The sequence below is a fragment of the Desertivirga xinjiangensis genome (assembly GCF_024436435.1).
In the GTDB taxonomy this organism is placed as follows: Bacteria; Bacteroidota; Bacteroidia; order Sphingobacteriales; family Sphingobacteriaceae; genus Desertivirga; species Desertivirga xinjiangensis.
On sequence record NZ_JAFMZP010000004.1, the window covers coordinates 490611 to 513854 of the forward strand.

14 protein-coding genes are annotated in these 23244 nt (G+C 41.3%); 12 read left to right on the forward strand and 2 right to left on the reverse strand.

The genetic code is table 11. From position 1 onward, the window contains the following. Positions 1-10 precede the first annotated feature (10 nt). The 3 genes from J3P37_RS13235 (at position 11) to J3P37_RS13245 (ending at position 3176) form a co-directional block, all read left to right on the forward strand. Complete coding sequence (locus J3P37_RS13235) at positions 11-1072, forward strand: DUF5013 domain-containing protein (protein WP_256011729.1); 1062 nt, start codon at positions 11-13, stop codon at positions 1070-1072. 109 nt (positions 1073-1181) lie between these two features. Further along, on the forward strand, positions 1182-1985 hold the full coding sequence (locus J3P37_RS13240; RefSeq protein WP_256011730.1) for a 3-keto-disaccharide hydrolase: 804 nt from the start codon (positions 1182-1184) through the stop codon (positions 1983-1985). Positions 1986-2555: 570 nt separating this feature from the next. Then, a complete protein-coding gene (locus J3P37_RS13245; RefSeq protein ID WP_256011731.1) occupies positions 2556-3176 on the forward strand; it encodes a polysaccharide lyase family protein in 621 nt (206 codons plus the stop codon). Between the two features lie 41 nt (positions 3177-3217). On the opposite strand, the gene J3P37_RS13250 is transcribed toward J3P37_RS13245, so the two are convergent. Both J3P37_RS13250 and J3P37_RS13255 read right to left on the reverse strand, forming a co-directional pair. Beyond that, positions 3218-3502, reverse strand: a complete 285-nt coding sequence (locus J3P37_RS13250) for a hypothetical protein (RefSeq protein ID WP_256011734.1) — start codon at positions 3500-3502, stop codon at positions 3218-3220. A 78-nt stretch (positions 3503-3580) separates the two neighbouring features. Continuing rightward, the gene (locus tag J3P37_RS13255; protein WP_256011735.1) at positions 3581-7717 is read right to left on the reverse strand and encodes a hybrid sensor histidine kinase/response regulator transcription factor; all 4137 of its coding nucleotides are present in this window, start codon (positions 7715-7717) and stop codon (positions 3581-3583) included. Positions 7718-7939: 222 nt separating this feature from the next. On the opposite strand from J3P37_RS13255, the gene J3P37_RS13260 reads away from it, so the two are divergent. The 9 genes from J3P37_RS13260 (at position 7940) to J3P37_RS13300 (ending at position 22801) form a co-directional block, all read left to right on the forward strand. Then, complete coding sequence (locus J3P37_RS13260; protein ID WP_256011736.1) at positions 7940-10927, forward strand: SusC/RagA family TonB-linked outer membrane protein; 2988 nt, start codon at positions 7940-7942, stop codon at positions 10925-10927. A gap of 33 nt (positions 10928-10960) precedes the next feature. Beyond that, positions 10961-12586 carry a RagB/SusD family nutrient uptake outer membrane protein gene (locus J3P37_RS13265; protein ID WP_256011737.1) on the forward strand — a complete coding sequence of 542 codons (1626 nt, stop codon included), beginning with the start codon at positions 10961-10963 and terminating at the stop codon, positions 12584-12586. Between the two features lie 18 nt (positions 12587-12604). After that, entirely contained in the window at positions 12605-13714 is a 1110-nt protein-coding gene (locus J3P37_RS13270; protein ID WP_256011738.1) for a SusE domain-containing protein, read from the forward strand. A gap of 31 nt (positions 13715-13745) precedes the next feature. Further along, complete coding sequence (locus J3P37_RS13275) at positions 13746-14804, forward strand: glycoside hydrolase family 53 protein (RefSeq protein ID WP_256011739.1); 1059 nt, start codon at positions 13746-13748, stop codon at positions 14802-14804. A 79-nt stretch (positions 14805-14883) separates the two neighbouring features. After that, positions 14884-17454 carry a cellulase family glycosylhydrolase gene (locus tag J3P37_RS13280; RefSeq protein WP_256011740.1) on the forward strand — a complete coding sequence of 857 codons (2571 nt, stop codon included), beginning with the start codon at positions 14884-14886 and terminating at the stop codon, positions 17452-17454. A 31-nt stretch (positions 17455-17485) separates the two neighbouring features. Beyond that, positions 17486-19909 (forward strand): DUF4982 domain-containing protein, encoded by a 2424-nt coding sequence (locus tag J3P37_RS13285; RefSeq protein ID WP_256011741.1) that lies wholly within the window; start codon positions 17486-17488, stop codon positions 19907-19909. Between the two features lie 162 nt (positions 19910-20071). After that, positions 20072-21745 (forward strand): sensor histidine kinase, encoded by a 1674-nt coding sequence (locus J3P37_RS13290; protein WP_256011742.1) that lies wholly within the window; start codon positions 20072-20074, stop codon positions 21743-21745. After that, a complete protein-coding gene (locus J3P37_RS13295) occupies positions 21738-22370 on the forward strand; it encodes a response regulator (protein WP_256011744.1) in 633 nt (210 codons plus the stop codon). The genes J3P37_RS13290 and J3P37_RS13295 overlap by 8 nt, the downstream gene beginning before the upstream one ends. Positions 22371-22480: 110 nt before the next feature. Then, a complete protein-coding gene (locus J3P37_RS13300) occupies positions 22481-22801 on the forward strand; it encodes a hypothetical protein (protein ID WP_256011746.1) in 321 nt (106 codons plus the stop codon). Positions 22802-23244 lie beyond the last annotated feature (443 nt).

The window sequence follows — 23244 nt, forward strand, 5'->3', positions numbered from 1 at the left end:
CTTAAGTTTTATGAAATTAAATGCAATAACTATCAGGCCCACCTTTATCTATTTGCTGGCACTATTCGTCTCGGCCTGTGAAGTGAATACACTGGAAGATGTGGAAAAGCTCGAGCAGAAGGTTAGTTTGGTTCAGAGTGAAAGCGGCACTTATACTTTAAAGCCAGAAAATATGATTGTTGACAAAACCAATCTTCTGGTAAAGAAAGCAGTCGGAGTATCGCTATCGGGATTGCGGGAAAGCGAAGGTTTCTCCGGTAACTTGATGCTGGATTTTAACGATATACCGGAAGGATATGAGAAATTGTCGCCAGGTGAGATCTTTTTAACGGAGTCGGCAACCGAGTTACAACCTATCGATCGTTTTGAAGCGTCGGCTGGCGTTAGCCAAAAGGCATTCTATATAAATATCACAAAAGCTGCTCTTGATGCTCACATGGGCAAAAAGCTGGCTGTTAGATTGAAATTGTCGGACGTTTCGGGCTATACCTTAAATTCCGGAATGAGCTCTGCCTATATTCTTTTAAATACCAGTGACTTTGGTACATTGAAGACGGATGTAACGGACACGTATTTTAAAAACCCTGTATTTGCAAGAAAGACCGGCTCTACAGGGCGTTTTGTGAACTTGCAGGATTGGATTTCAAATGATGCAATTACAAATTCACGCCCCACAGGCGCTGGTTTTGATGGAAACGCCGGCTTCATGGGAATTGAGCGCTGGGCATCGAGTGACAATTCAATTATAAATGGAAAGATATATCAAACATTTAATCTTCCTGCAGGAAGTTACTCGGTGGAAGTGGATATGAAAAAGGTAGCAGTAGACGTGAATACTTATTTCGTTGTCAATTCCGGACAATCACTGCCTGATGCTTCCGATGTTAATAGTACGATAACTAAAACTGAAATCACAAACAGTTATAATAATCAGCTTTTGAAATCGGATTTTAAGTTAACTGCAGCGACTCAAGTTTCTATTGGTTTCTTGATTAACATAGATCTTGGAGTTGAAAAGATTCTTCAGGCCAGTCGCATTAGACTGTTTAAGGTTGAAAATTTATTCGACTAGGAAGTACCCATGATTTCATGGAAAGAACTACCTGCAAAGGAGTTCTTTCCTTTTTGTTTATATTTCGGTGTTTTGGTATAATTGCCATCCCATTAAAAATCAGATCCCTATGAGATTTTATATCTGTTATTTCGCGTGTTTACTTTTACCATTTATTAGCAGCTTCCAGACTGTAAAGCCTGAAAACAATAAAGAAAAATGGATCTCTTTATTTAATGGTAAAGATCTTAACGATTGGTTCGTTAAAATACAGCACCACGAAACAGGTGTTAACTTTGGTAACACCTTCCGGGTAGAGGATGGTATCATTAAAGTCAGGTATGACCAGTACCAGGATTTTAACGATCAGTTTGGGCACCTATACTACAAAGTACCGTTTTCTTATTATCACCTGGTGCTTGAATATCGTTTTACCGGTGCACTTCATAAAGGCGCTCCGGATTATACGCTCCGTAACAGTGGAGTGATGTTCCATTCGCAGGATCCGCGTACCATGCCGAAGGAACAGGACTGGCCAATTTCCATTGAAATGCAGTTCCTGGGAGGCTTAAGCGATGGTAAGCCTCGTCCTACTGGAAATATGTGTTCTCCCGGAACACATGTGGTATATAAAGGAAAACTTACAGATGAACACTGTATCAATTCTACTTCGAAAACTTATGATGGCGATCAATGGGTAAAAGCGGAACTGATCGTTCTGGGTGATTCACTGATCACTCATGTAATTAATGGCGATACTGTACTTCAATATTCGAAACCTCAGATTGGCGGAGATGTGGTGAACAGGTATGATCCGGCAATTAAGCAGGATGGCAAGTTATTAAAACAAGGTTTTATTGCTTTGCAAAGTGAGGGGCAGCCTGTAGAGTTTCGTAACATTAAACTGAAGGATCTTTCTAAAAATAAAAAATAAAGATTATTCGAATAAAAGACAAGGGTACGTTCAAGCAGTTCAACGCGGCCGTGTCTAATACTTTACTCAGATGTATCTATCCAATCCGGCCGTTCATCGTAAAATGAGGATGCTGTTCACATATATTAAACATAGGAAATTTGTTGGTTACAATAACAGTGGTTTACTTGCCAGGTCAAATTGCAAATTACGGTCCAGCTAGTTTTCCAAGGACTTAAGATCTTTAAGCCTTTCTATCGTAACCTCTGAGAAATGGAACCGTTCGGTTGACGAATTTCGAGTTTGAATCTCTGTTGTCATTAAAGTCGGTTTTTAGAACTCGCTTAGTGAGAACACGCTGCTGGTAGGTCACACTTGTATTCCATTGGTGTTGTTCCGAAATTGGAGGTCCAGAGTATTTGAGTGCTAATCGGAGTTGCCGGAGTCTCAAGCAATATTTGTTGGCCACAATCCAGATTTCTCTTTTTTATTCTTCTTTTCGAATTTCCTCCCAAAATCAATAGGATTTTACACCATCGGCCTGTCCAAACCAATTTAGTTTTAATATATCATAACTAAATTATAAATCATATGAAAAGATTATTGAATCGTAAAACAGCCTTGGTTGGGTGGCTAAGCATGGGCATGTTTATGGGTAGTTGTTCAAAGAACACTGAAATTCCGGAAACTGCAATCACAGACAGCTCAAAAAATGAAACTAAGGTTAGCAGTTTGTTATGGTGCGGAGCGGCTTCAGGAGGGACCGGAGTGTTTAAAGCTCTAGAATTCCAAAAGATCAGTGACATGAGCTATTCGGGGTCTTCTCCATCTCCGAATGGCTCCTACCTTAAATCTGAGGCTGATGCCAGCGAAGGTACCGTGTGGCACGTTCGTAAAGCTCCCTTGGACCGGCGGGCTGAAGCGAGGGGAGCCACTGGTGTCAATGTCGCGGTTGGCAATACTTACTATATCGGCTTTCGGTTTAAATTAGGGCAGGTGCCGACAAGTGGCGATGGCACCTATCATGTTGTTTTCCAGTGGAAAGCATACGGAACGCCAATGACACAAAATATTCCGTTAGATTTTATTTACCGCGGAGGGCACATGTACCTGACCTACCGGGCCGATCATATCGTCGGGTGGGCTTGTGATATATTCCCTGAGATGCGCGCCTCTTTTGGCTTCGTTAGTAAAGGGGCCTTCCAGGTGTAGTCCTAATATCCCCGAACCCGGATTTTTATCTTTATAGGCTTTTACCGTATCCAGACTTTTGAAAATAGTTTCAAACGGAGAGGTAATAAGTGTTGGTAAGGTGTAAGCCGTTCCACTTTTTCAAATGCCTGTCCTATATATCCTAAAGCTTCCTGATCGGCTTTGTCTGTAAAATGGAACCGTTCGCCACCGTTAACATGCACATCTATAAAACCAGCAGAAATACAATTAACTGTCGGGTGTCCTTCAGAAGGAGATCCCGGTTCGATTTTTGTTATCCTTCCAGCCTCAGATGTTATTACTTGGTTCTCCAGGACGGTTCCCATTGATTCCTGAAGACAGTCTCATTAATCGCTTGAAAATAGCGATGGAACAAAGATACTATATTTGGTTTCCTGAATTATTTATTTCAATTCCTGTAAAAACTGCGATGGGGTTTTGCCAAACTCCTTTTTAAATGCTTTGGTAAAATACGACTGCGACTGAATTCCGACGCGGAACATTACTTCCGAAATACTGATATCTTCGTGCGTCATCAGCTCAATAGCTTTTCGTAGCCGTATACTTCTTACAAACTCTCCTATCGGCTGCCCTGTAATACTTTTGATTTTTTGATATAAACTTGTACGACTCATTCCAATTTCTGCGCAGAGCAGTTCTATATCAAGTTCAGGATTGATTAGCTGCGAGTCAATTATCTGCAGGAGCTTATCCATAAACTGCTTGTCTTTTGCTGTGTGAACCAATTCCTTCACTTCTGCATGGTGGTCCTTATTGTAATGGTCAATCAGTTTTTGCTTTTGGATGAAGATGTTGCGAATAGTGAGCTGTAGGAGTTGAATGCTGACTGGCTTCGAGAAATAAAAGTCAGCGCCCGATTCGATGCCTTCAATTTCAGAGTCGAGCGAATTTTTTGCCGTAAGCATTAAAAACGGAATGTGACTGATTTCAATATCTTCCTTTACCCGTTTACAAAATTCTAAGCCATTCATATCAGGCATCATTACATCACTAATGATGAGGTCCGGCTGTACCTCTCTTGACCTTTCCAGTCCTTCGGCTCCGTTTGAAGCTTCAGAAATCTCATAAAAATCTTTCAAACTGTCTTTTAGGAAGCTTCGCAATTCTTCATTATCATCCACAATCAGAAGGTGTCTGGATAGATTGCTTTTCTTGTCCTCCTGCTGCAAATCAGTCTTCGCGAAATCCTGAATAGTATTATATTGGATGCTTTCCAGCTTTACGCCCTCATTGCCGGCAGTTGCCCCTTTCTCCTCAGAGGTATAATCCTTTGCGGAAGACGGAATTGCTATAATAATTTCAGTTCCCTCATTTCTCTCACTAGAAACAAAAATTTGTCCTTTATGCAAAAAAGCTAAACTTTTGACAAATGCAAGGCCAACACCAGAGCCCAGGTGAGCATCAGTAATGCGATAATAGCGTTGAAATAGGTTGTTAATTGAATCGCGGGAAATGCCGATCCCGGAATCTGTGACCTTTATAAACGTATAGCTATGAGCCATATAAGGGCTTTTTAAAACCAGTGTGTTTTTGAACTGAGGCCTGAATTCTGCCATCTCCCCAAAAACAGCTACACTTATTTTACCGCGGTCGTTAGTGTATTTAAAGGAATTATGGATGAGGTTAAGCAAGATTTTCTCAAGAACCTGCCTGTCAAACCAAACCTCATCCTTCAGATCAATATGAAGCTGATAATCAATGTGCCTTTCTGTGGCCAATTCAGAAAATTCGTCAATAATTTCTTCGATAAATGTTTTAAGATTTCCAGGCGTAACATTTAGTTTTAAGGCACCTGATTCAATCTTTCTAAAATCCATCAGTTCGTTGATCAGGTGCATTAGCCGGTTAGCATTGCGATAAATGATGCTGTAGTAATGCCGGTTTGCAGAAGCAGCACTCTGACTAAGCAATTTTTCCAGGGGGCCCAAAATCAACGTAAGCGGAGTACGAATCTCGTGAGAGATATTCGTGAAGAACTGAAGCTGCACCTGGTGTATTTCTTCCTTCTTTTTCTCCTCCAGCTCGCGAAGAGCCTGCTGACGCTTGTATAACAGATAACGATAAATGGCGTAAGCAATAAGTGCAATCACGATCAAACGAAACCACCAGGTTTCCCAGAAAGGAGGATGGATTATGATTTTTACAGACGCACCTTTAAGGTTCCAGATGCCGTCGTTATTGGCGGCAATAACTTTAAATGTGTATTCCCCCGCGTCGAGGTTAGTATAAGCGGCATTATGTTTTGACCCCACAAAGTTCCAGTCTTTTTCAAAACCTTCGAGTTTATAAGCATAGCTGTTCTTTTCGGGAGAGGTAAAATTCAACGCAGCAAAATCAAAGGAGAATATCGATTGGTCATAATTGAGATTCAGTTCTTTAGTGTGACTGATGTGTTCAGAAAGCGGAGAATCTTTTGACCCCGGAATAACTTTTTTGTTAAACAAGAGGAAATCGGTGATTACAACAGGCGGAGTAAACGTGTTGTATTGCAGCTTTATGGGGTTAAATATGTTTAATCCTTTGTAGCCCGAGAAGTATACGTTGCCAAAAGTATCCTTAGCACAGGCATTAAACAAAAATTCATTTCCTTGCAAGCCGTCGCTGGTGCCAAAGTTTTTCGTTTTCCTTGTTTCGGGATTAAAACAGCACAAGCCCTTATTGGTTCCCAGCCAAAGGTTACCGTTATTATCTTCTACGATTCCGTTAATTACATCGTTAGGCAAGCCTTCTTTTTGTGTGAAAACTTTAAAGGTTCCCGACTTTCGATCCATCAGATTTAATCCATTAGCAGTTCCAACCCAAAATCTTCCTTTGTGATCTTCAAGAATGCTAATTACGGTATTGTGGCTTATTGAATTGAGATTGCCTTTTTGGTGGCGATAATGGATAAAATGGTTAGCAGAAGGATTGTAAAGCTCCAGGCCACCTCCAGAAGTTCCAATCCAGATTCTACCTTGCTTGTCTCCAAAGATTGTGTAAATCAAATCATTGCTCAAGCTGTTCGGATCTGAAGAATTGTGCTTGTAACTGAAGAAGCGTTTCGTTTTATGGTCATAACGACTCAACCCGCTATTCCAGCCTCCGGTCCAAATATCTTTGTTCCGATCAACCCAAACGGAGTTAAGCTCGTGTCCGCTGATGCCGGATGCATCTCCTGCCTTTGGTAAATAATGTTTGAAAGTTTTGTTTCGCTTGTCGAAAAAAGCCATACCTCCCCTGCGGGTCGCTAGTACCAGGGTGTCTTTGTTATATTCTTTGATCGACATGATCCCCACCTCGAAGCGTTTGATGTTTGGGTTGGGATAGTAAGTAAATACTTTGCTTGCGGGTTCGAAACTGTACAGGCCGTTTTCTACGACACCAAACCACATTTTCCCATCAGAGTCCCGTGTTATCGATTCAATACCTTCAAACCTTGCGAAAGGGTAGCGATTATACAATGGGAATTTGAGTTGTGTGGGACTATAAAAGTTCACTCCGCCCGCCCAGGTTCCAATCCAGATATTTCCCCAGTTATCCTTATAGATAGAATGCAGCGAATCGTGACTCAGACTGCTGGAATTGATGATGCTCGGCTTAAACGTGGTGAAAAGGTTTCTGTCCGTATCAAAAATACAAAGACCTCCATTTTCAGTGCCGATCCAGAGTACGCCTGGTTCATTTTCAACCATGCAGCGAATATCATTGTGCGGCAGGCAGTTCAAATTTTGATTGTAGCTATAAGCCGGATCAGCTTTATAGGTTTTAAAGCTTTCGGTCTGCCTGTCAAACAGGGCCAGTCCGCCTTCACTCATCCCAATCCAGATCCTTCCCCGCGAATCTTCGAAAAGCTCATGAATAATAGGACTTTGAATTGTTGTGCTGTTTCCCTGCTTTGCCTCGAAAACGTTAATCCGCCCCGTTTTTCGATCAATATAAAACAAACCGTTCTCTGTTCCTACCCAAAGCAAACCCGTTTTGTCTAATAACAATTTGTTGATCTTGTCTGAAATGAGGTTGTTTAGCTGTTTCGGTTTTTGCCACTTTACAAAACTTTTTTTCTCTGGATAGAATTCGAAAAGACCTTTATCTGTTCCCAATAACAACTTTCCGTCTTTGTCCTCGCAAATATCCCGGATATCTGTCAGGCTTCCTGCCGGTTTAAAATGTTCAAAGGTTTCAGTTTTTGATACAAATCTGTCAAGCCCGTCCACTGTAGCAATCCAAAGATGTCCCTTATGATCTTCGTAAATGTCATTAATGAAGTTTTCGCCGATGCTTTTTGAATTCCTGATTTCATTTCTAAAGACGGTAACTTTGTTTCCATCGTACCGGTTTAATCCATCGCGCGTACCGAACCACATAAAACCGTATCGGTCTTTTGCTATTGCTTTTACAGTTGCCTGCGATAAACCTTCTTCAATAGAAATATGCCTGAAGCTCAGCCGGGATGTTTGAGCAGAAGCAGGAACAGCCTGCAGCAACAGCAAAATGATAAAAGATCTTAGTGTGGTTAGTAAATGATTAGTGAGTTGTTGCATCAGATTGCTTATCAGTACAGCGCGAACGAGGACAAGTTACACAAATTTAAACTTCAAGCCCAATCGAAACATCAATATGGCGTTTATGAGCGTAAAAAGCACTTTTGAGCTAAACAAAAGCACGTTAGAGCAAAGCCAAAAAACGCCGATTGCTGTTATTTGTTAAACCTTTTTCGGACACAAATAGCCGAAAATGACGAACCAATTTTTAAACTAATATAAATGTCAACTATGTCGAGTATTTCTAACTTGAGAGGAAGGTGGCTTCTTTTGATGGTGATTTTTTCTGTGATTTCTCTTTTTTCTTTTGGGCAGGGAAACCTAACCGTTACGGGTATAGTAACGTCTGCCTCAGACCAGGAAGTACTTCCGGGTGTATCAGTTAAAGTTAAAGGGAACCAAACCGGAACTTCAACCAACGCAGAGGGAAAGTTCACGATAAGAGTTTCTGACCTCAATCAAACACTGGTTTTTAGTTTCATCGGCTTCAAAACAACAGAAGTAAACCTTCAGGGACGAAGCTTAATTACGGTTAGACTGGAGGATGAAGCGAAAAGCCTTAATGAGGTTGTGATAGTGGGATATGGAACTACCCGGAAAAAAGACTTAACAGGGTCAGTTGCTGTAGTGGACGCAAGGGATTTTCAAAAGGGAAACATGACCTCGCCCGAGCAACTGATTGCAGGAAAAGTACCTGGAGTGGCTATTACCTCTAACAGCGGTCAACCGGGCGCAGGAAGTACTATTCGTATCCGGGGTGGTTCTTCCTTAAATGCAAGCAACGATCCGCTTATTGTTATTGATGGTGTTCCGGTAGAAAATTCTTCCGTTTCAGGAGCTTCAAATCCTTTGAGCTTTATTAATCCGAACGATATTGAGTCATTCACTGTACTTAAAGATGCTTCGGCTTCGGCAATTTATGGTGCAAGAGCTTCGAATGGTGTGATCATTATTACCACTAAGAAAGGCTCAAGCGACAGGTTTAAAGTCACATTTAATACGCTTAACTCTGTGGCAAACGTCTACAAATATGTAGATGTACTTTCGGGGGATCAGATCAGGGAGATCGTAAATGCAAGCAATAAAGATCCTTTGAAAGCCCGGCTTGGCACAGAAAATACTGACTGGCAGAAAGAAATTTATCATGCGGCATTTGGCACAGATAATAACCTGAGCTTCAGCGGAGGACTTAAGGAACTGCCTTACCGCGTGTCCTTGGGTTATCAAAACCAGAACGGTGTACTAAAAACAGATAATCTTCAAAAGACTTCCCTGGCTTTAGTCTTGAATCCTACATTTTTCGATAAGCATCTTTCAGTAAATGTAAATTTAAAAGGAAGTGCCCAGAGAGCTCGTTTTGCAAATACAGCAGCAATTGGAAGTGCAGTTAGTTTTGACCCCACTCAGCCAATCCGAACTAGTAGTCCCCGTTTCGGTGGTTATTTCGAACATCTAAATGGAACAGAGCTTTACAACCTGCAAGGCAGAAACCCGGTAGGATTATTGGAGCAGAGGGAGGATATCGGCAATCCTATCAGAAGTATTGGAAATGTTCAGCTGGACTACAAGTTTCATTTTCTTCGCGACCTTCGCCTGAACGTTAACGCCGGATACGACGCAGCTAAAGGCAAAGGAACTGTCTATGTAGCAGATAGTGCCGCTGCAGAATATCTAACCAAAGGTTTGAACAATCGGTATCAGCAAAACAGGACTAACACCGTTTTTGAAACGTATTTGAATTATGTTAAAGACATAAAAACGATTAAAAGCCGTATTGATGCAACTGCGGGATATTCATACAACGATTTCAAAACTAAAGTATTCTTTTTCCCGGGCTACAATGCTGCGGGAGAAAAGCTTGAGAACTCTGATCCGGCTTTCCCATATGATATTCCAAGGTATCGATTGATCTCTCTTTTTGGTCGTGCAAATTACAATTACAATGATAAGTATTTGCTTACAGCTACCGTACGCCGCGATGGATCTTCCCGGTTTGGCGAGCACAATAAATACGGCGTATTTCCTTCGGTTGCTGCAGCATGGACAATCAGCAATGAACCCTTTCTGAAAAATGTAAGCAGCGTCTCTAGTTTAAAACTGCGTCTGGGTTATGGAGTAACGGGGCAGCAGGATGGAATTGAAAACTTTGGCTATCTGGCCAGCTACAGTCTAAGTCAGAACACTACCAGTTATCAGTTTGGCGATGCTTTTTATCAAATGTACAGGCCGAGTGGTTACATCGCCGGTATAAAATGGGAAGAAACAGCAACTTCCAATATTGCGCTGGATTATGGTTTCTTAAATAACCGTATATCGGGAAGTATTGAGTATTATTATAAGAAAACTAAAGATTTGTTAGCAAGGGCTCCACAGGCTGCCGGAACAAATTTCTCGGCTGAGGCAACTCAAAATATTGGTAATATGGAGAACCGTGGGATTGAGTTTAATATTAGTGCGCAACCCATTCGCACTAACACCTTAACCTGGGATGCTTCCTTCAACATCACCTACAATAAAAATAAGATCACTAATCTTACTCTTGTTCCTAATGATCCTAATTATTCAGGAGCGCCAACAGGAGGTATTACCAGTGGGGCAGGAGGGCAAACATCCCAGCTTAATCCGGTGGGCGGCACAAGAAATACCTTCTACCTCTTTCGCCAGTTGTATGACGCTTCAGGGAACCCGGTCGATGGCGTTTTTGAGGATATCAACGGAGATGGTGTCATCAGTTTGGACGACAGATATTTAAGTGAAAGTGCTGTTCCTGATTATTTCCTGGGATATACAAACAATATCACCTATAAAAAATGGAGTACAGGTTTTGTTCTGCGTGCTAATTTGGGTAATTACTTGTATAACAATAATTACAGTGCAACAGGAACCTTTAATCAGATAACCGGTTCTGCCGTAGTTTATAATGCTTCAGTAAATTACCTGGCAACTGGTTTCAGAGGCAGCGACTTCCAGGTTTTGAGCGACTATTACCTCCAAAATGCATCCTTTCTGAAAATGGACAACTTTAACATTTCATATAATGCAGGGAAAGTATTCCGGCAAAATGCCAACCTTCAGGTTAGCGGAGTCATTCAAAATGTTTTCACCATAACCAAATACAAAGGCATTGATCCGGAAGTGAACGGCGGGGTGGATAACAATCTTTATCCTCGTCCGCGAACTTTCTCCATTGGATTAAACCTAACCTATTAAGCATTGATAGAATCAACATTAAAGAGACATAACATGAATTCTTATAAAAATATTTTCGCACTTGCTTTTTGGGCTGCCTTTTTGCCAATAGCATTGGCTTCCTGCTCAAAATTAGACCTGAAACCAACTAACGATGTGGTGGCAGAAGACGTGTATGCTACTCCATTGGGATATAAGCAGGCACTTGCTAAAGTATACGGAGGTTTTGCTCTAACCGGAAACGCGACTACAGGCAGCCAGGATATCCCGGAAAGTATTATTCGCGATGAAGGAAATTCTGACTTCTTGCGTCTTTACTGGAATTTACAGGAACTCACTACAGATGAAGCGGCGTGGTCATGGCCAAGTGATCCCGGAGTACAGGGCTTGCATGAGATGAGATGGTCGTCAATAAACGCTATTGCAAATGGACTTTACTACAGGTCTTTCTTTCAAATTACCCTGGCTAACGATTTTATAAGACAGGCATCGGATGCTAACATTTCCAAAAGAGGAATAAGTGGAGCAGATGCTGACGAATTAAAAAATTTCAGGGCAGAAGCCAGGTTTCTCAGAGCGTATCAGTATTGGGTGTTGATGGATTTATATGCAAATCCTCCCCTGGTAACAGAAGCCGACGAGGTGGGTTCAGGCAAGCTCCCTCAACAAATTCAACGGAAAGACTTGTTCAATTATATTGAATCTGAACTTAAGGATCTGGAGAATTTACTCCCTGCTCCAAAAGAAAATGAATATGGAAGAGCAGACAGGGCGGCAGCATGGGCTTTGTTAGCCAGGATGTATTTGAATGCAGAGGTATATACTGGAACTGCCCGGTATACAGACGCTATTACCTATTCTAAAAAAATTATTGACGCCGGTTATACACTACACCCAAAATATCGCGAGCTAACCATTGCAGATAATCATTTAAATACTGATGAAAATATTTTCATGATTGCTTATGATGGTACCTATACTCAAAATTTCGGAGGTACAAGTTATCTGATGCATGGACCGGCCAATGTTCCTGCCGATATAAGCGGTTCAAACGGCGACTGGGGCGGTTTACGCTTCACCGAGAACTTTGTAAACCTTTTTGCTGATAAAACAGGAAATACGGATAGGAGAGCCCAGTTCTATACCGGCACCACTGCAAGGCCACAAACGCTTGAAATGACAGAGATCTATCTAAGCACGGCAGGCTACTCTAGTACCAAATACAGGAATTATACAAGGACCGGTGAACTTGCTCCTCATATCGACCCTAAAAAGGATTTTGCAGACATTGATTTCCCTCTTTTCCGCTTTGCTGAGATTTACCTGATCTATGCAGAAGCTGTTTTGCGCGGGGGGACCGGAGGCGACGCGGGTACTGCTTTGACTTACATGAATGCCTTAAGAACCAGGGCGTATGATGGCAGCACTGCAGGAAATCTAAATTCATCACAGTTAACCCTGGATTTTATTCTCGACGAAAGAGGTCGCGAGCTTTATTATGAAGCACACCGAAGAACTGATTTGATCCGCTTCAACAGATTTACCACCAGCGGATACTTGTGGGCATGGAAAGGCGGAGTAAGGAACGGGGCTGCGGTTTCAGACAAATACAATATTTTCCCGCTTCCTCCAACAGATCTGTCTTCCAACCCCAACCTTAAACAGAATAAAGATTATTAATTCATAAACCCTCACAAAATGAAAAAGTCATTAAGCGCGGTTTTACTTATGATATTGTTCCCCTTTCTATTTATTTCGTGCGAGAAAGAGTTAGAACAAAAGATGTTACTTGCTCCGGCTGGAGTGCCAGACTTTACAACAACAGCTCAAAGCGTGGTGCTTTCAGCCAATACAGATAATTCAAAGGTCGTTACCTTTAAATTCAATAAGCCGGATTATGGTGTAAAGGTTGTTCCAACCTTCACGCTTCAGTTTGATGTTCCTGCAGATACCACAGGTGAAAATGCATGGGGTAAGGCTGTGGACGTAAAATTGACGGGAGACAGCACGGAGAAGTCGTACACCGGAAAGGATTTCAACTCCCTCCTGGTTAACCAGTTAAAATTACCTACAGGCACTCAGAGTGAAATTGTAGTTCGACTGAAGTCGGACATTAACCAGCCTACCGGCGACGCTACTACTGTGAAGCCTGTTTATTCAGTGCTGACGATGACCGTTACTCCTTATCAGGCTGTGATTGTTTACCCGGCGCTATTGGTAAGAGGTACTCAAGCATGGGTTACTCCGGCTACACGAACTGAGGGCTTCCTTCTCACATCAGCTAACTTCAACAACAAATATGAAGGCTACGTATACTTGCCAAACGCAAGCGGTTGGGGTGGAGATAATTTCATACTGGAATCAACAAGTACGGGTAAAGTTTACGGATGGGGGACCAGCGCAACAACGCTAAGTGAAGGTGGAGGAAATTTGTGGCTTAGTCCGGCTCCGAACTATATGAAGGTTAACGTTGACCTGGATGCGATGACGATAAGCTATACTCCGGTGACGTTTTATATTTCCGGAGATGACAATAACTGGAGTACTTCTGCAAACCCGATGACTTATGATCCTTCAACCAGGAAATGGGTAGCAAATAACGTTTCGCTAACTGCAGGTAAAAAGTTTGTTTTCACGTCTAATGGAAGTTATGATATCAGTTATAAAGTAAACAGTGAAGGCCAGCTTGTATACGCCGGGCCACCAGCATGGACTGGAAACAACATAACAGTACCAAACAATGGAACTTTTAAAGTAACGCTTGATTTAAGTCAGGGAGACGGTAGATACACATATTCAATAGAATAGTAAGAATCTTAAACTTAAAACAGAAAAACTGATGATTAAGTCGATAAAACAATTTCTGCCTGCATTGCTAATCCTGATAGTTTTAGTAATTGCTTGTAAAAAAACAAGCGGTACTAATGCAGGGGAAGAACCGGATACCACCGATCCTGTCGATCAGGGAACAGCCCTTGCTAAAGGAGCTGACATAAGCTGGCTCACCGAGATGGAGGCTGCAGGCATTAAATTCTATAACAATGCCGGTACGCAGCAGGATCTGTTACAGATCCTGAAGGATAAGGGAATGAATACTATCCGATTGCGGGTCTGGGTAAATCCTTCTGATGGCTGGTGTAATAAGGCTGACGTTCTGGCAAAGGCTATCAGAGCTAAAAATATGGGCTTCAGAATTATGATCGATTTCCATTACAGCGATTCATGGGCCGATCCTGGTAAGCAAACAAAACCCGCTGCCTGGGTTGCCCAAGCTATTGCGGGTCTGAAAACTTCCGTTTACGATCACACTGTAGATGTTCTTACTCTTTTAAAAAACAATAATATTAGTCCGGAATGGGTACAGGTTGGTAATGAAACCAACAATGGCATGCTGTGGGAAGAAGGTAAAGCTTCATTCAATATGAAAAACTTTGCTGATCTGATAAATAGTGGTTACAGCGGAGTGAAGTCGGTTTATCCAGGTGCAAAAGTTATCGTACATATCTCTAATGGTTATGATAATTCCCTGTTTCGCTGGATGTTTGATGGGCTGAAGAATAACGGTGCGCAATGGGATGTGATCGGAATGTCTCTTTACCCGGCTACGAACGAGTGGCAGTCTAAGAACAATCAATGCCTGAGCAATATGCAGGATATGGTGGCAAGATATGGCAAAGAAGTAATGGTAGTAGAAGTGGGGATGCCAGCTGCTGATGCAACAGAAGCAAAATCCTTTATTGCTGATCTGATCACGAAAGTAAAGTCAATTCCGAATAATAAGGGACTTGGAGTTTTGTATTGGGAACCTCAGAGTTACAATAGCTGGAAGGGATATAAATTGGGTGCTTTTACAGATAACGGTCGTCCAGGTGTTGCTCTTGATGCCTTTATGAATTGATCATATCAAAAAACACCGGGAATATAGCTAACAATTGGTGAAACAGTAAATACAGGAACACACTTTCAAAATATTCTAAATGACTACTAAAAGGCTGTTTTTTTCGCTGCTTCTTGTTGTAATTTTTGTGTTTCAAAAGCTTTCAGTACAGGCCCAGACAGGTAAGGCTGTCTTTGTGGATAAGGAAGGTGTTTTGAGATGGAAGGATACAAAGAAGGAAGTGGCATTTTTTGGGGTGAACTATACAACTCCTTTCGCTTATGGGTATCGGGCAGCAAAAGCACTTGACGTTAATCCCGAAGAGGTTATAAAACAAGACGTTTATCACATGGCCCGTCTTGGTTTAGATGCTTTTCGAGTGCATGTCTGGGATACTGAGATTTCAGATTCGGCCGGTAATCTATTAAACAATGAACACCTGCGACTTTTCGATTTCCTTTTGGCGGAATTAAAGAAGCGTAACATTAAGACCATCATCACTCCGATTGCTTTTTGGGGAAATGGTTATCCTGAAAAGGACGAAAAAACACCAGGTTTTTCAGCGAAATACGGTAAAGGGCAATCCCTGGTAAAGGAAGAAGCGATTAAAGCCCAGGAGAATTATCTGGAGCAGTTTTTCAAACACGTAAATCCTTATACAAGCCTCAGATACCTGGAAGATGACGCTGTCATTGCTGCCGAAATAAATAACGAACCTCAGCATAGCGGGTCAAAAGAAGGTGCAAAAAATTATATAAATCGTTTAGCTGCAGTGATCAGGGCAAGCGGTTGGACAAAACCTGTTTTTTATAATATAAGCGAATCTCCGTTTTATGCAGATGCCATTGCCAACGCGAATATTGATGGACTGAGTTTTCAATGGTATCCAACAGGTTTGGTGGCAAATCATACGTTAAAAGGAAATTTCCTTCCCAACGTTGATCAGTATCGAATTCCCTTCGATAGTATTCCTGCTTTTAAAGACAAAGCCAGAATGGTTTATGAATTTGACGCAGGCGACGTGGTTCAGCCGGTGATGTACCCGGCCATGGCGCGAAGTTTCCGCACTGCCGGGTTCCAATGGGCCACCCAGTTTGCTTACGATCCTATCACTACCGCATTCGCCAATACTGAATATCAAACACACTATTTAAATTTGGCTTATACCCCCGCAAAAGCCATTAGTCTATTAATTGCTAACAAAGTTTTTCATCAGGTTCCGCGACTAAAAAGTTATGGCTCTTATCCGCAGAATACGCAGTTTGGGAATTTCAGAATAAATTATCAGGAAGGTTTAAGCGAGATGAATTCGGGTGAAGAGTTTTACCACACCGCCTCCACTTCATCTCGTCCGGCAAGTGTCTCTAAGCTAAAAAAAATTGCAGGTGTGGGAAGTTCAACGCTGGTAACATACACAGGCAGTGGTGCATACTTCCTGGATAAACTCCAGGACGGTGTATGGAGATTGGAAGTAATGCCGGATGCTATTCAAATACGTGATCCGTTTGAGAGAGCTTCACTGAAAAAAGAAGTTACCAGAATAGAATATAAGAATCAGGAATTCACTCTTACTCTTCCTGATCTTGGCCAGGACTTTGGGATCAGCGTTTTGAACTCTCCATATGCTGCTTATGCTGCTGGTGCATCAGCTTCAGGAAAGAGCTTTAGGGTGTATCCCGGAACTTATTTACTGGTCAACAAGCAGAAATCGGCAAATAAGCTCCCTGAAACTTTCGGCGAGAATTACATTGGCTTAAAGGACTTTGTAGCTCCTAAAGCCTTGTCTTCCAGTCTTATTGTCCGGCATGATCCTTTACAACAAGTATCAGAAGGAAGATCTTTTACTGTGAAAGCTACCGTAGCTGGTTTAGAACAGGATGCAAAGCTGGAGCTGCATGCTAATCAACTCAACGGGGAGTATAAAACAATCCCGATGTCCATGTCGACCTCGAATGAATTTGTTGCAGAAATTCCTGCTTCATTCGTTATCCCGGGCTTGCTTAAATATAGGATAGTTGTGAAAAACGGCGCAGATGAAGTCATTTTCCCGGGAAACTATAAACAGGACCGGGACAACTTTTCTATCGACAGCTGGGAAACGTATGTTGCCGCGAAAAACAGCAGTCTGGAGATCTATAATGCAAGAGAGGATCAAATGCTCCGATCTGTTCCAAATTGGGATAAGACCATAAAAACCAGTTATGTTACATCCGGGAGCGGAAATCGATTGCTCTATCAGGTACAATTTTCTGCACCTTTGAAAGAAGGGCTTGCCGGATTTGAGCTCTACATAGGAGATAAACTTGAAGGAAGGGCATCTGAACTAACAGAGTTTACCAAATTGGTAGTAAAAGGTCGTTCAACATCTCCTGAAGGAACAGTCCTGAAATTTTCACTGACAGACCAAAACGCTAACACCGTTTCTGCAAAAACAAGCTTGAAGTATGAGCTTACCGAGATTGAAATTCCGTTAAGTGAGTTTCAGGAAGATAAGTTTCTGTTGCTGCCCCGGCCTTATCCCGGCTTTCAGAATTTGTGGTTTGATAGCTCTTTTAAGCGGAAGTATGATCCGGCACAGCTCGAAAAATTGCAGGTAAGTCTTTCTGACCTCCCTAAAATCACTACAATTACATCTGGTTTTCTAATTGAATCCGTTCAGTTAAAAAAATAATTATATACACACACACACACTTCTCAATACAATGAAAACACGATTGTTAATTACCTTTTTTGTCACTTTTTTAAATCTTTCATTTGCTCAGGTAAGATGGGAAACAAGTCTTACATCAGGCTGGAAGTTTTACAGAGGAGCAAGTTCTGATGCCTATAGAACCGAATTTAAGGACAAAAGCTGGCAGACTGTAACTGTACCTCATGACTGGGCCATTTACGGTCCTTTTGATAAGGAGGTAGACAAGCAGGTAGTTGCGATTGTGCAAAACGGTGAAAAGGTTGCGACGGAAAAAACAGGCAGGACCGGAGCTTTGCCACACGTAGGAGAAGCCTGGTATAGAAATACCTTCAACCTGCCAGGCTTCGGCCCCGGTAAAAAGGTGATCATTCTTTTTGAAGGTGCAATGAGCGAGCCCAAAGTCTATATCAACGGCCAAAAGGCCGGAGAGTGGAATTACGGATACAGCTATTTCTACTTTGATATAACCAAACTTGTAGCTGGGGGGAAGGAGAATAGTATTGCTGTGCATTTAAGTAATAAAGAGCTGTCATCCAGGTGGTATCCGGGCGCCGGACTCTACCGCAATGTCCGTTTAATTGTAAAGAACGAAGAAAGTATTGATCAATGGGGAACTTATATAACCACTCCCTATATCTCCACCGGCCTGGCAAAAGTGAGCATCAAAACCAAAGCTTCCGGAAATGATCTTCGATTAAAAACCTATATTGTTGATGTAGCAGGCGATACCGTCGCCTCTGCTGAAACTCAAACCCTTTTTGGAAAAGAGTTTGACCAGGATATAGCCCTGCGCAATCCCAAACTTTGGAGCCCGGAAACACCCTATCTGTACAGAGCGGTTAGTCGTTTGTATAAGGGGAAAATACTGAAGGATGAAACGACCACTCGTTTCGGTATCCGGGAGATCAGTTACCAGGCGGGTGAAGGCTTTAGCCTGAATGGCAAACCCCGTAAGTTTAAAGGAGTTTGTTTGCATCATGATCTGGGCCCTTTGGGCTCAGCGGTAAATATCGCTGCTTTAAGAAGACAATTAAGGATCCTCAAAGATATGGGCTGCGATGCCATCAGGAGTTCACATAATATGCCTTCATTAGAGCAGCTGGAACTATGCGACGAAATGGGTTTTATGTTCCTTGCTGAAACTTTTGATGAATGGGCAAAGCCCAAGGTTGAAAATGGCTACAACCGGTTTTTTCATACCGATGCAGAGAAGGACGTTGTTAACCTTATTCACGCAACCCGCAATCATCCATGTATTGTGATGTGGAGCTCCGGAAATGAGGTTCCCGACCAATGGGGATCGGAGGGTGTAAAACGTGCAAAATGGCTTCAGGATCTTTTTCATCGGGAAGATCCCACCCGCCCGGTAACGGTTGGTATGGACCAGGTAAAAGCTACTATGGCTTCAGGCTTCGGCGCTATACTTGATGTGCCGGGGCTCAACTATAGAACGCACCTGTATGAAGAAGCATTCAACCAATTTCCGCAGGGATTTATATTAGGCTCAGAAACAGCTTCAACAGTAAGTTCCCGGGGTGTTTATAAATTCCCGGTAGAAAAAGGCGCAGAAAAGAAATATGATGATCATCAATGCTCCTCTTACGACCTTGAATATTGCAGTTGGTCAAATTTGCCCGAAGATGATTTTATTCTCCAGGATACTAAGCCCTGGACAATAGGGCAATTTGTATGGACCGGTTTTGATTACCTGGGTGAGCCTACTCCCTACGATAATTCCTGGCCCTCACGAAGTTCTTACTTTGGCATTAACGACCTGGCTGGCTTGCCTAAAGACAGGTTTTACTTGTATAGAAGCCAATGGAATTCCAGCGACAATACACTTCACATTTTACCTCACTGGAACTGGGAGGGAAGGGAAGGACAGGTAACCCCGGTGTTTGTATATACCAATTATAAAAGCGCTGAACTTTTTGTTAACGGGAAGAGTATGGGTGTGCAAAAGAAAAATGATTCAAGCTCTCAGAGCAGATACCGGTTAATGTGGATGGACGTGAAGTACGAGCCAGGAACCATTAAGGTAGTGGCTTTTGATGATAATGGAAAACCTGTCATCGAAAAGAGCGTAGTAACTGCAGGTAAGCCATACTCCCTGCATTTAGAGGCCGACCGTTCGGTTATAGATGCAGATGGAAAAGACATTTCTTTTGTGACGGTGTCAGTTTTGGATCAAAAAGGCAATCCATGCCCAACTGCTAACAATCAGCTTACCTTTAAAGTAAGCGGCGAAGGGTCGTATAGAGCCGCCTGTAATGGGGACGCGACGTCCCTGGAGCAATTTCACCTCCCAACCATGAAGTTGTTTAATGGAAAGCTGGTTGTTTTGGTGCAATCGAAGGATGTAGCTGGCGATATCAAACTCACGGTAGAAGGCCAGGGATTAAAAAAGAGTGTGATTTCGATCAGGTCTCAATGAAAAGCGGTGCCTGGCGAAGCATTAAAATCTTCTGCTTTGTCAATTCATGAAAGCTATCAGAAGCGGTTTATTGGGTTCACACCCGAATAAACTTCTTGCTTTGATTCCAAATTTATTACTTTGTAAATGAACAATTTGGTCTTCAATATGGGACAACCATAGATGAATAAGATTTTAATGAACATCAAAACCCTAATACTACTTATAATCAATAGTTTGATCGTACTTGTGATCGCTTTGTTGTCTTTTTTATTTTATAAACAGTTTTCGAATGTTTTGAACGATCGTATTCTAATGCAATTGAATTCAATCGAAACCCTCGAAAGTATTCAGATAGAGAATCTGATAAAGACAAAATGGAAAAGTTTTGCCTCATCTAAGGTGTATAGCGAAAACATTGACAGTACCACTTTCAAACTTCCGGATAGTATAAAAGAGATCGATGGCATCCACGATTTTACGCCATATCATAAGCATAAAAAAGCTACCATAGGTTTTGTTTTAAACACCAGAGCAGGGAGGAAGATTAGATTTATAGATTACAGCGATATACAAAACATTCTTCTTGAACGAACCGGTATGGGCGAGAGTGGAGAGACCTATCTTGTTGGCGAAGATTTTCGAATGCGTTCAGAATCTCGCTTCTTTCCTGATAAAAAGCCTTACGAGATATTTGTAAAAACGCAGGGTGTTATAAGCGCGTTAAAAGGGGTAAATGGAAGAGGCATCTTAGTGGATTACAGAGGCATTCCAGTTTATAGTGTCTACAGTCTTATTCAAATTTCAAATTTAAAGCTGGTTATTCTCTCCGAAATTGATGTAAGTGAGGTTACAAAGCCTTTGGAAGAATTGAAGATAAGGCTTGCGAAACTAACTTTTGTTATTTTCTTAGTTGCCGTCACCCTATCTCTTTTCCTGACACGAATCATTATTAATCCAATAAAAAATATGCGAAATAGCCTGAGAGTAATGGCTAAAGGCAACTACGATCAGACCATCGAATATAAAAGAAGTTCAAATGAAATAAAAGAAATGTTCGATGCGCTGTCGAACCTAAAAGCTTCTTTACAAGGAGCTGTAAAATTTTCTGAGGCGATCGGCAATATGGACCTAAATACAAACTATAAACCAAATAGTGCTCATGATGTCCTTGGGAAGAGTCTTCTAACGATGAGAAATAAGCTTATCGATTTTAAAAACCAGGAAGATAATACCAGAACAATGGCAAAGCGGCTGTTGGTGGACGGTTTGGAAAACGAAAGGCGTCGGCTTGCGAGAGAACTTCATGATGGTGTGGGCCCTTATTTAACTTCTTTGAAGCACTATATTGAAAATAACGTTGAAAATGAGTCGAAGAAAACGGAAATGAAGAAAATAGTGGATGAAACCATTTCCGAGGTCAGATCAATGTCGAACGCATTGATGCCCGCTTCAATAGATGATTTTGGAATTGGTGTAACACTAACAAATTACATCGAAAACTTAAACAGATCAATCAGTATAAGTATTGAGTATGAGGATCTTACAAAGCAGGAAAACTCAAATATTACTGATCATCAGGCAATCAATCTTTTTAGAATAAGCCAGGAGCTGCTAAATAATTCATTAAAACATTCTAAAGCAAAAAACATACGAATTACACTTTCAGAATTTGATGAGTTTATTTCACTTTTCTATTTTGATGATGGTATTGGTTTTGATATTAGCACTGTCAGGCTAGGGTCTGGAATCACAAACATTAAAGAGCGCGTAGATATTTGCAATGGTAAAATTACGATCAATTCTTTACCCGGAAATACAACTTTCGAAATAGAACTACCTGTTGATTATGAATGAGATAAAATTAATAATTGCTGACGACCATGATCTTTTTAGAAACGGAATTGCAGAATTACTCAAAAAGCATGGCGAAATTAAAATTGTTGAAAGTGTTGCGGATGGCTTTGAATTTTTGAAGGTAATAAAAGAGGGGGTTGAGGCGGATATAGTTTTGCTGGATCTTACTATGCCAAAAATGGATGGTTTTGAGGTTTTAAAGGAATTAAAAAACTTCGAGGCTAAAATAAAACCCATTGTAATTTCTATGCATAGTGCTGGTAACTACATTGCAAAATGTGCTAAAATGGGTGCATATGGTTACTTGTTGAAGAATACCGATGAATCAGAACTGATTTTGGCCATCAGGACTGTTCATAGAGGAAAGAAGTATTTTAGTGCTGAAATCTCTGAGAAAATGATAAACTTTATGTCAACCCAAAGCGTCAGCGATGATGTTTTATCAAAAAAAGAGACTGAGGTTTTGGGACTAATCTCCAAGGGCTTTACCACAAAAGAAATTGCTGCTAAATTATTTGTGAGTACACGAACGATAGAAACTCATCGAAACAATATTCTTAAGAAACTTGAGGTAAAAAATACTGCCGAGCTTATTAAAAAAGCCACTGAAATAAATCTGATCTAAATTTCTAATCAATCTTATCCGTATAAATACGGATACAAATAGCGTAAATTCATATAATACCTAAGGGCCTTGATCGACTGTAAATTTGTTACAACAAATAAAAAACAGTCATGAAAAAAGCGTTAGTAATTTTAGGGTTGTTTGTCGTTTCATTTGGTGCGATGGCACAAGAGAAAAGTCAGGTAAAACAAAGTGATCTTAAAGGTCCTGAATATAAAAACTATAAGATCTGGATGCACAAAGCTGTGCCGACCAAAATACAATCAGCCGCCACTGTAGAAACCCTCCAGGGGCCTGCATATAAGAACCGCCAGCCGGGAAGAGATGCTTCAAAAGTAAAAGCTTTAGTGAGCACTGTTGGTAGTGAGCAGCAGAAATTTAAAGGCCCTGCCTATAAAAACTTCAATCATCATACTGGAAGACCAAATTAAGCATTGCTTAATTTGACCTCTGTTGTTTACACACACACACACACACACACACACACACACACACACACACACAGTCCGTAGAGTTTGACATAAGGCTCTACGGATTTTTAGTTTAAAGAGCATTCGAACTCATCAAAACATGATGGTATGCTGTTTAATTTTCATTTTAAAAACACACTAACCATTTCAAACTATCCCGGTGCTTCTCGATGTGGGCTTAACGAATTAGGCACACACCAAGCCTCAACAATGGTAGCAGATACAGTGATTTTTATTGAACACCTTCGTGCTAAAGACAAACTATCAACTACTCTCTACGAGATATCAGAAAAGACCGCTATTTATATCTCTGCTGTAACAGTGTGGGCTTTATATTTGAGCTACTAAGACAAAGAAAAGGATGTTATGAATATAACTGAAAATTTCACTGTACTTCCATTCAC

Bases quoted from the DNA above. Each gene is read 5' to 3' on its own strand.
- J3P37_RS13270 (WP_256011738.1), top strand. From the start codon at position 12,605: ATGAAAAAGTCATTAAGCGCGGTTTTACTTATGATATTGTTCCCCTTT.
- J3P37_RS13275 (WP_256011739.1), top strand. From the start codon at position 13,746: ATGATTAAGTCGATAAAACAATTTCTGCCTGCATTGCTAATCCTGATA.
- J3P37_RS13285 (WP_256011741.1), top strand. From the start codon at position 17,486: ATGAAAACACGATTGTTAATTACCTTTTTTGTCACTTTTTTAAATCTT.
- J3P37_RS13300 (WP_256011746.1), top strand. From the start codon at position 22,481: ATGAAAAAAGCGTTAGTAATTTTAGGGTTGTTTGTCGTTTCATTTGGT.
- J3P37_RS13260 (WP_256011736.1), top strand. From the start codon at position 7,940: ATGTCAACTATGTCGAGTATTTCTAACTTGAGAGGAAGGTGGCTTCTT.
- J3P37_RS13295 (WP_256011744.1), top strand. From the start codon at position 21,738: ATGAATGAGATAAAATTAATAATTGCTGACGACCATGATCTTTTTAGA.
- J3P37_RS13240 (WP_256011730.1), top strand. From the start codon at position 1,182: ATGAGATTTTATATCTGTTATTTCGCGTGTTTACTTTTACCATTTATT.
- J3P37_RS13290 (WP_256011742.1), top strand. From the start codon at position 20,072: ATGAATAAGATTTTAATGAACATCAAAACCCTAATACTACTTATAATC.
- J3P37_RS13255 (WP_256011735.1), bottom strand. From the start codon at position 7,717: ATGCAACAACTCACTAATCATTTACTAACCACACTAAGATCTTTTATC.
- J3P37_RS13280 (WP_256011740.1), top strand. From the start codon at position 14,884: ATGACTACTAAAAGGCTGTTTTTTTCGCTGCTTCTTGTTGTAATTTTT.
- J3P37_RS13250 (WP_256011734.1), bottom strand. From the start codon at position 3,502: ATGGGAACCGTCCTGGAGAACCAAGTAATAACATCTGAGGCTGGAAGG.
- J3P37_RS13235 (WP_256011729.1), top strand. From the start codon at position 11: ATGAAATTAAATGCAATAACTATCAGGCCCACCTTTATCTATTTGCTG.
- J3P37_RS13245 (WP_256011731.1), top strand. From the start codon at position 2,556: ATGAAAAGATTATTGAATCGTAAAACAGCCTTGGTTGGGTGGCTAAGC.
- J3P37_RS13265 (WP_256011737.1), top strand. From the start codon at position 10,961: ATGAATTCTTATAAAAATATTTTCGCACTTGCTTTTTGGGCTGCCTTT.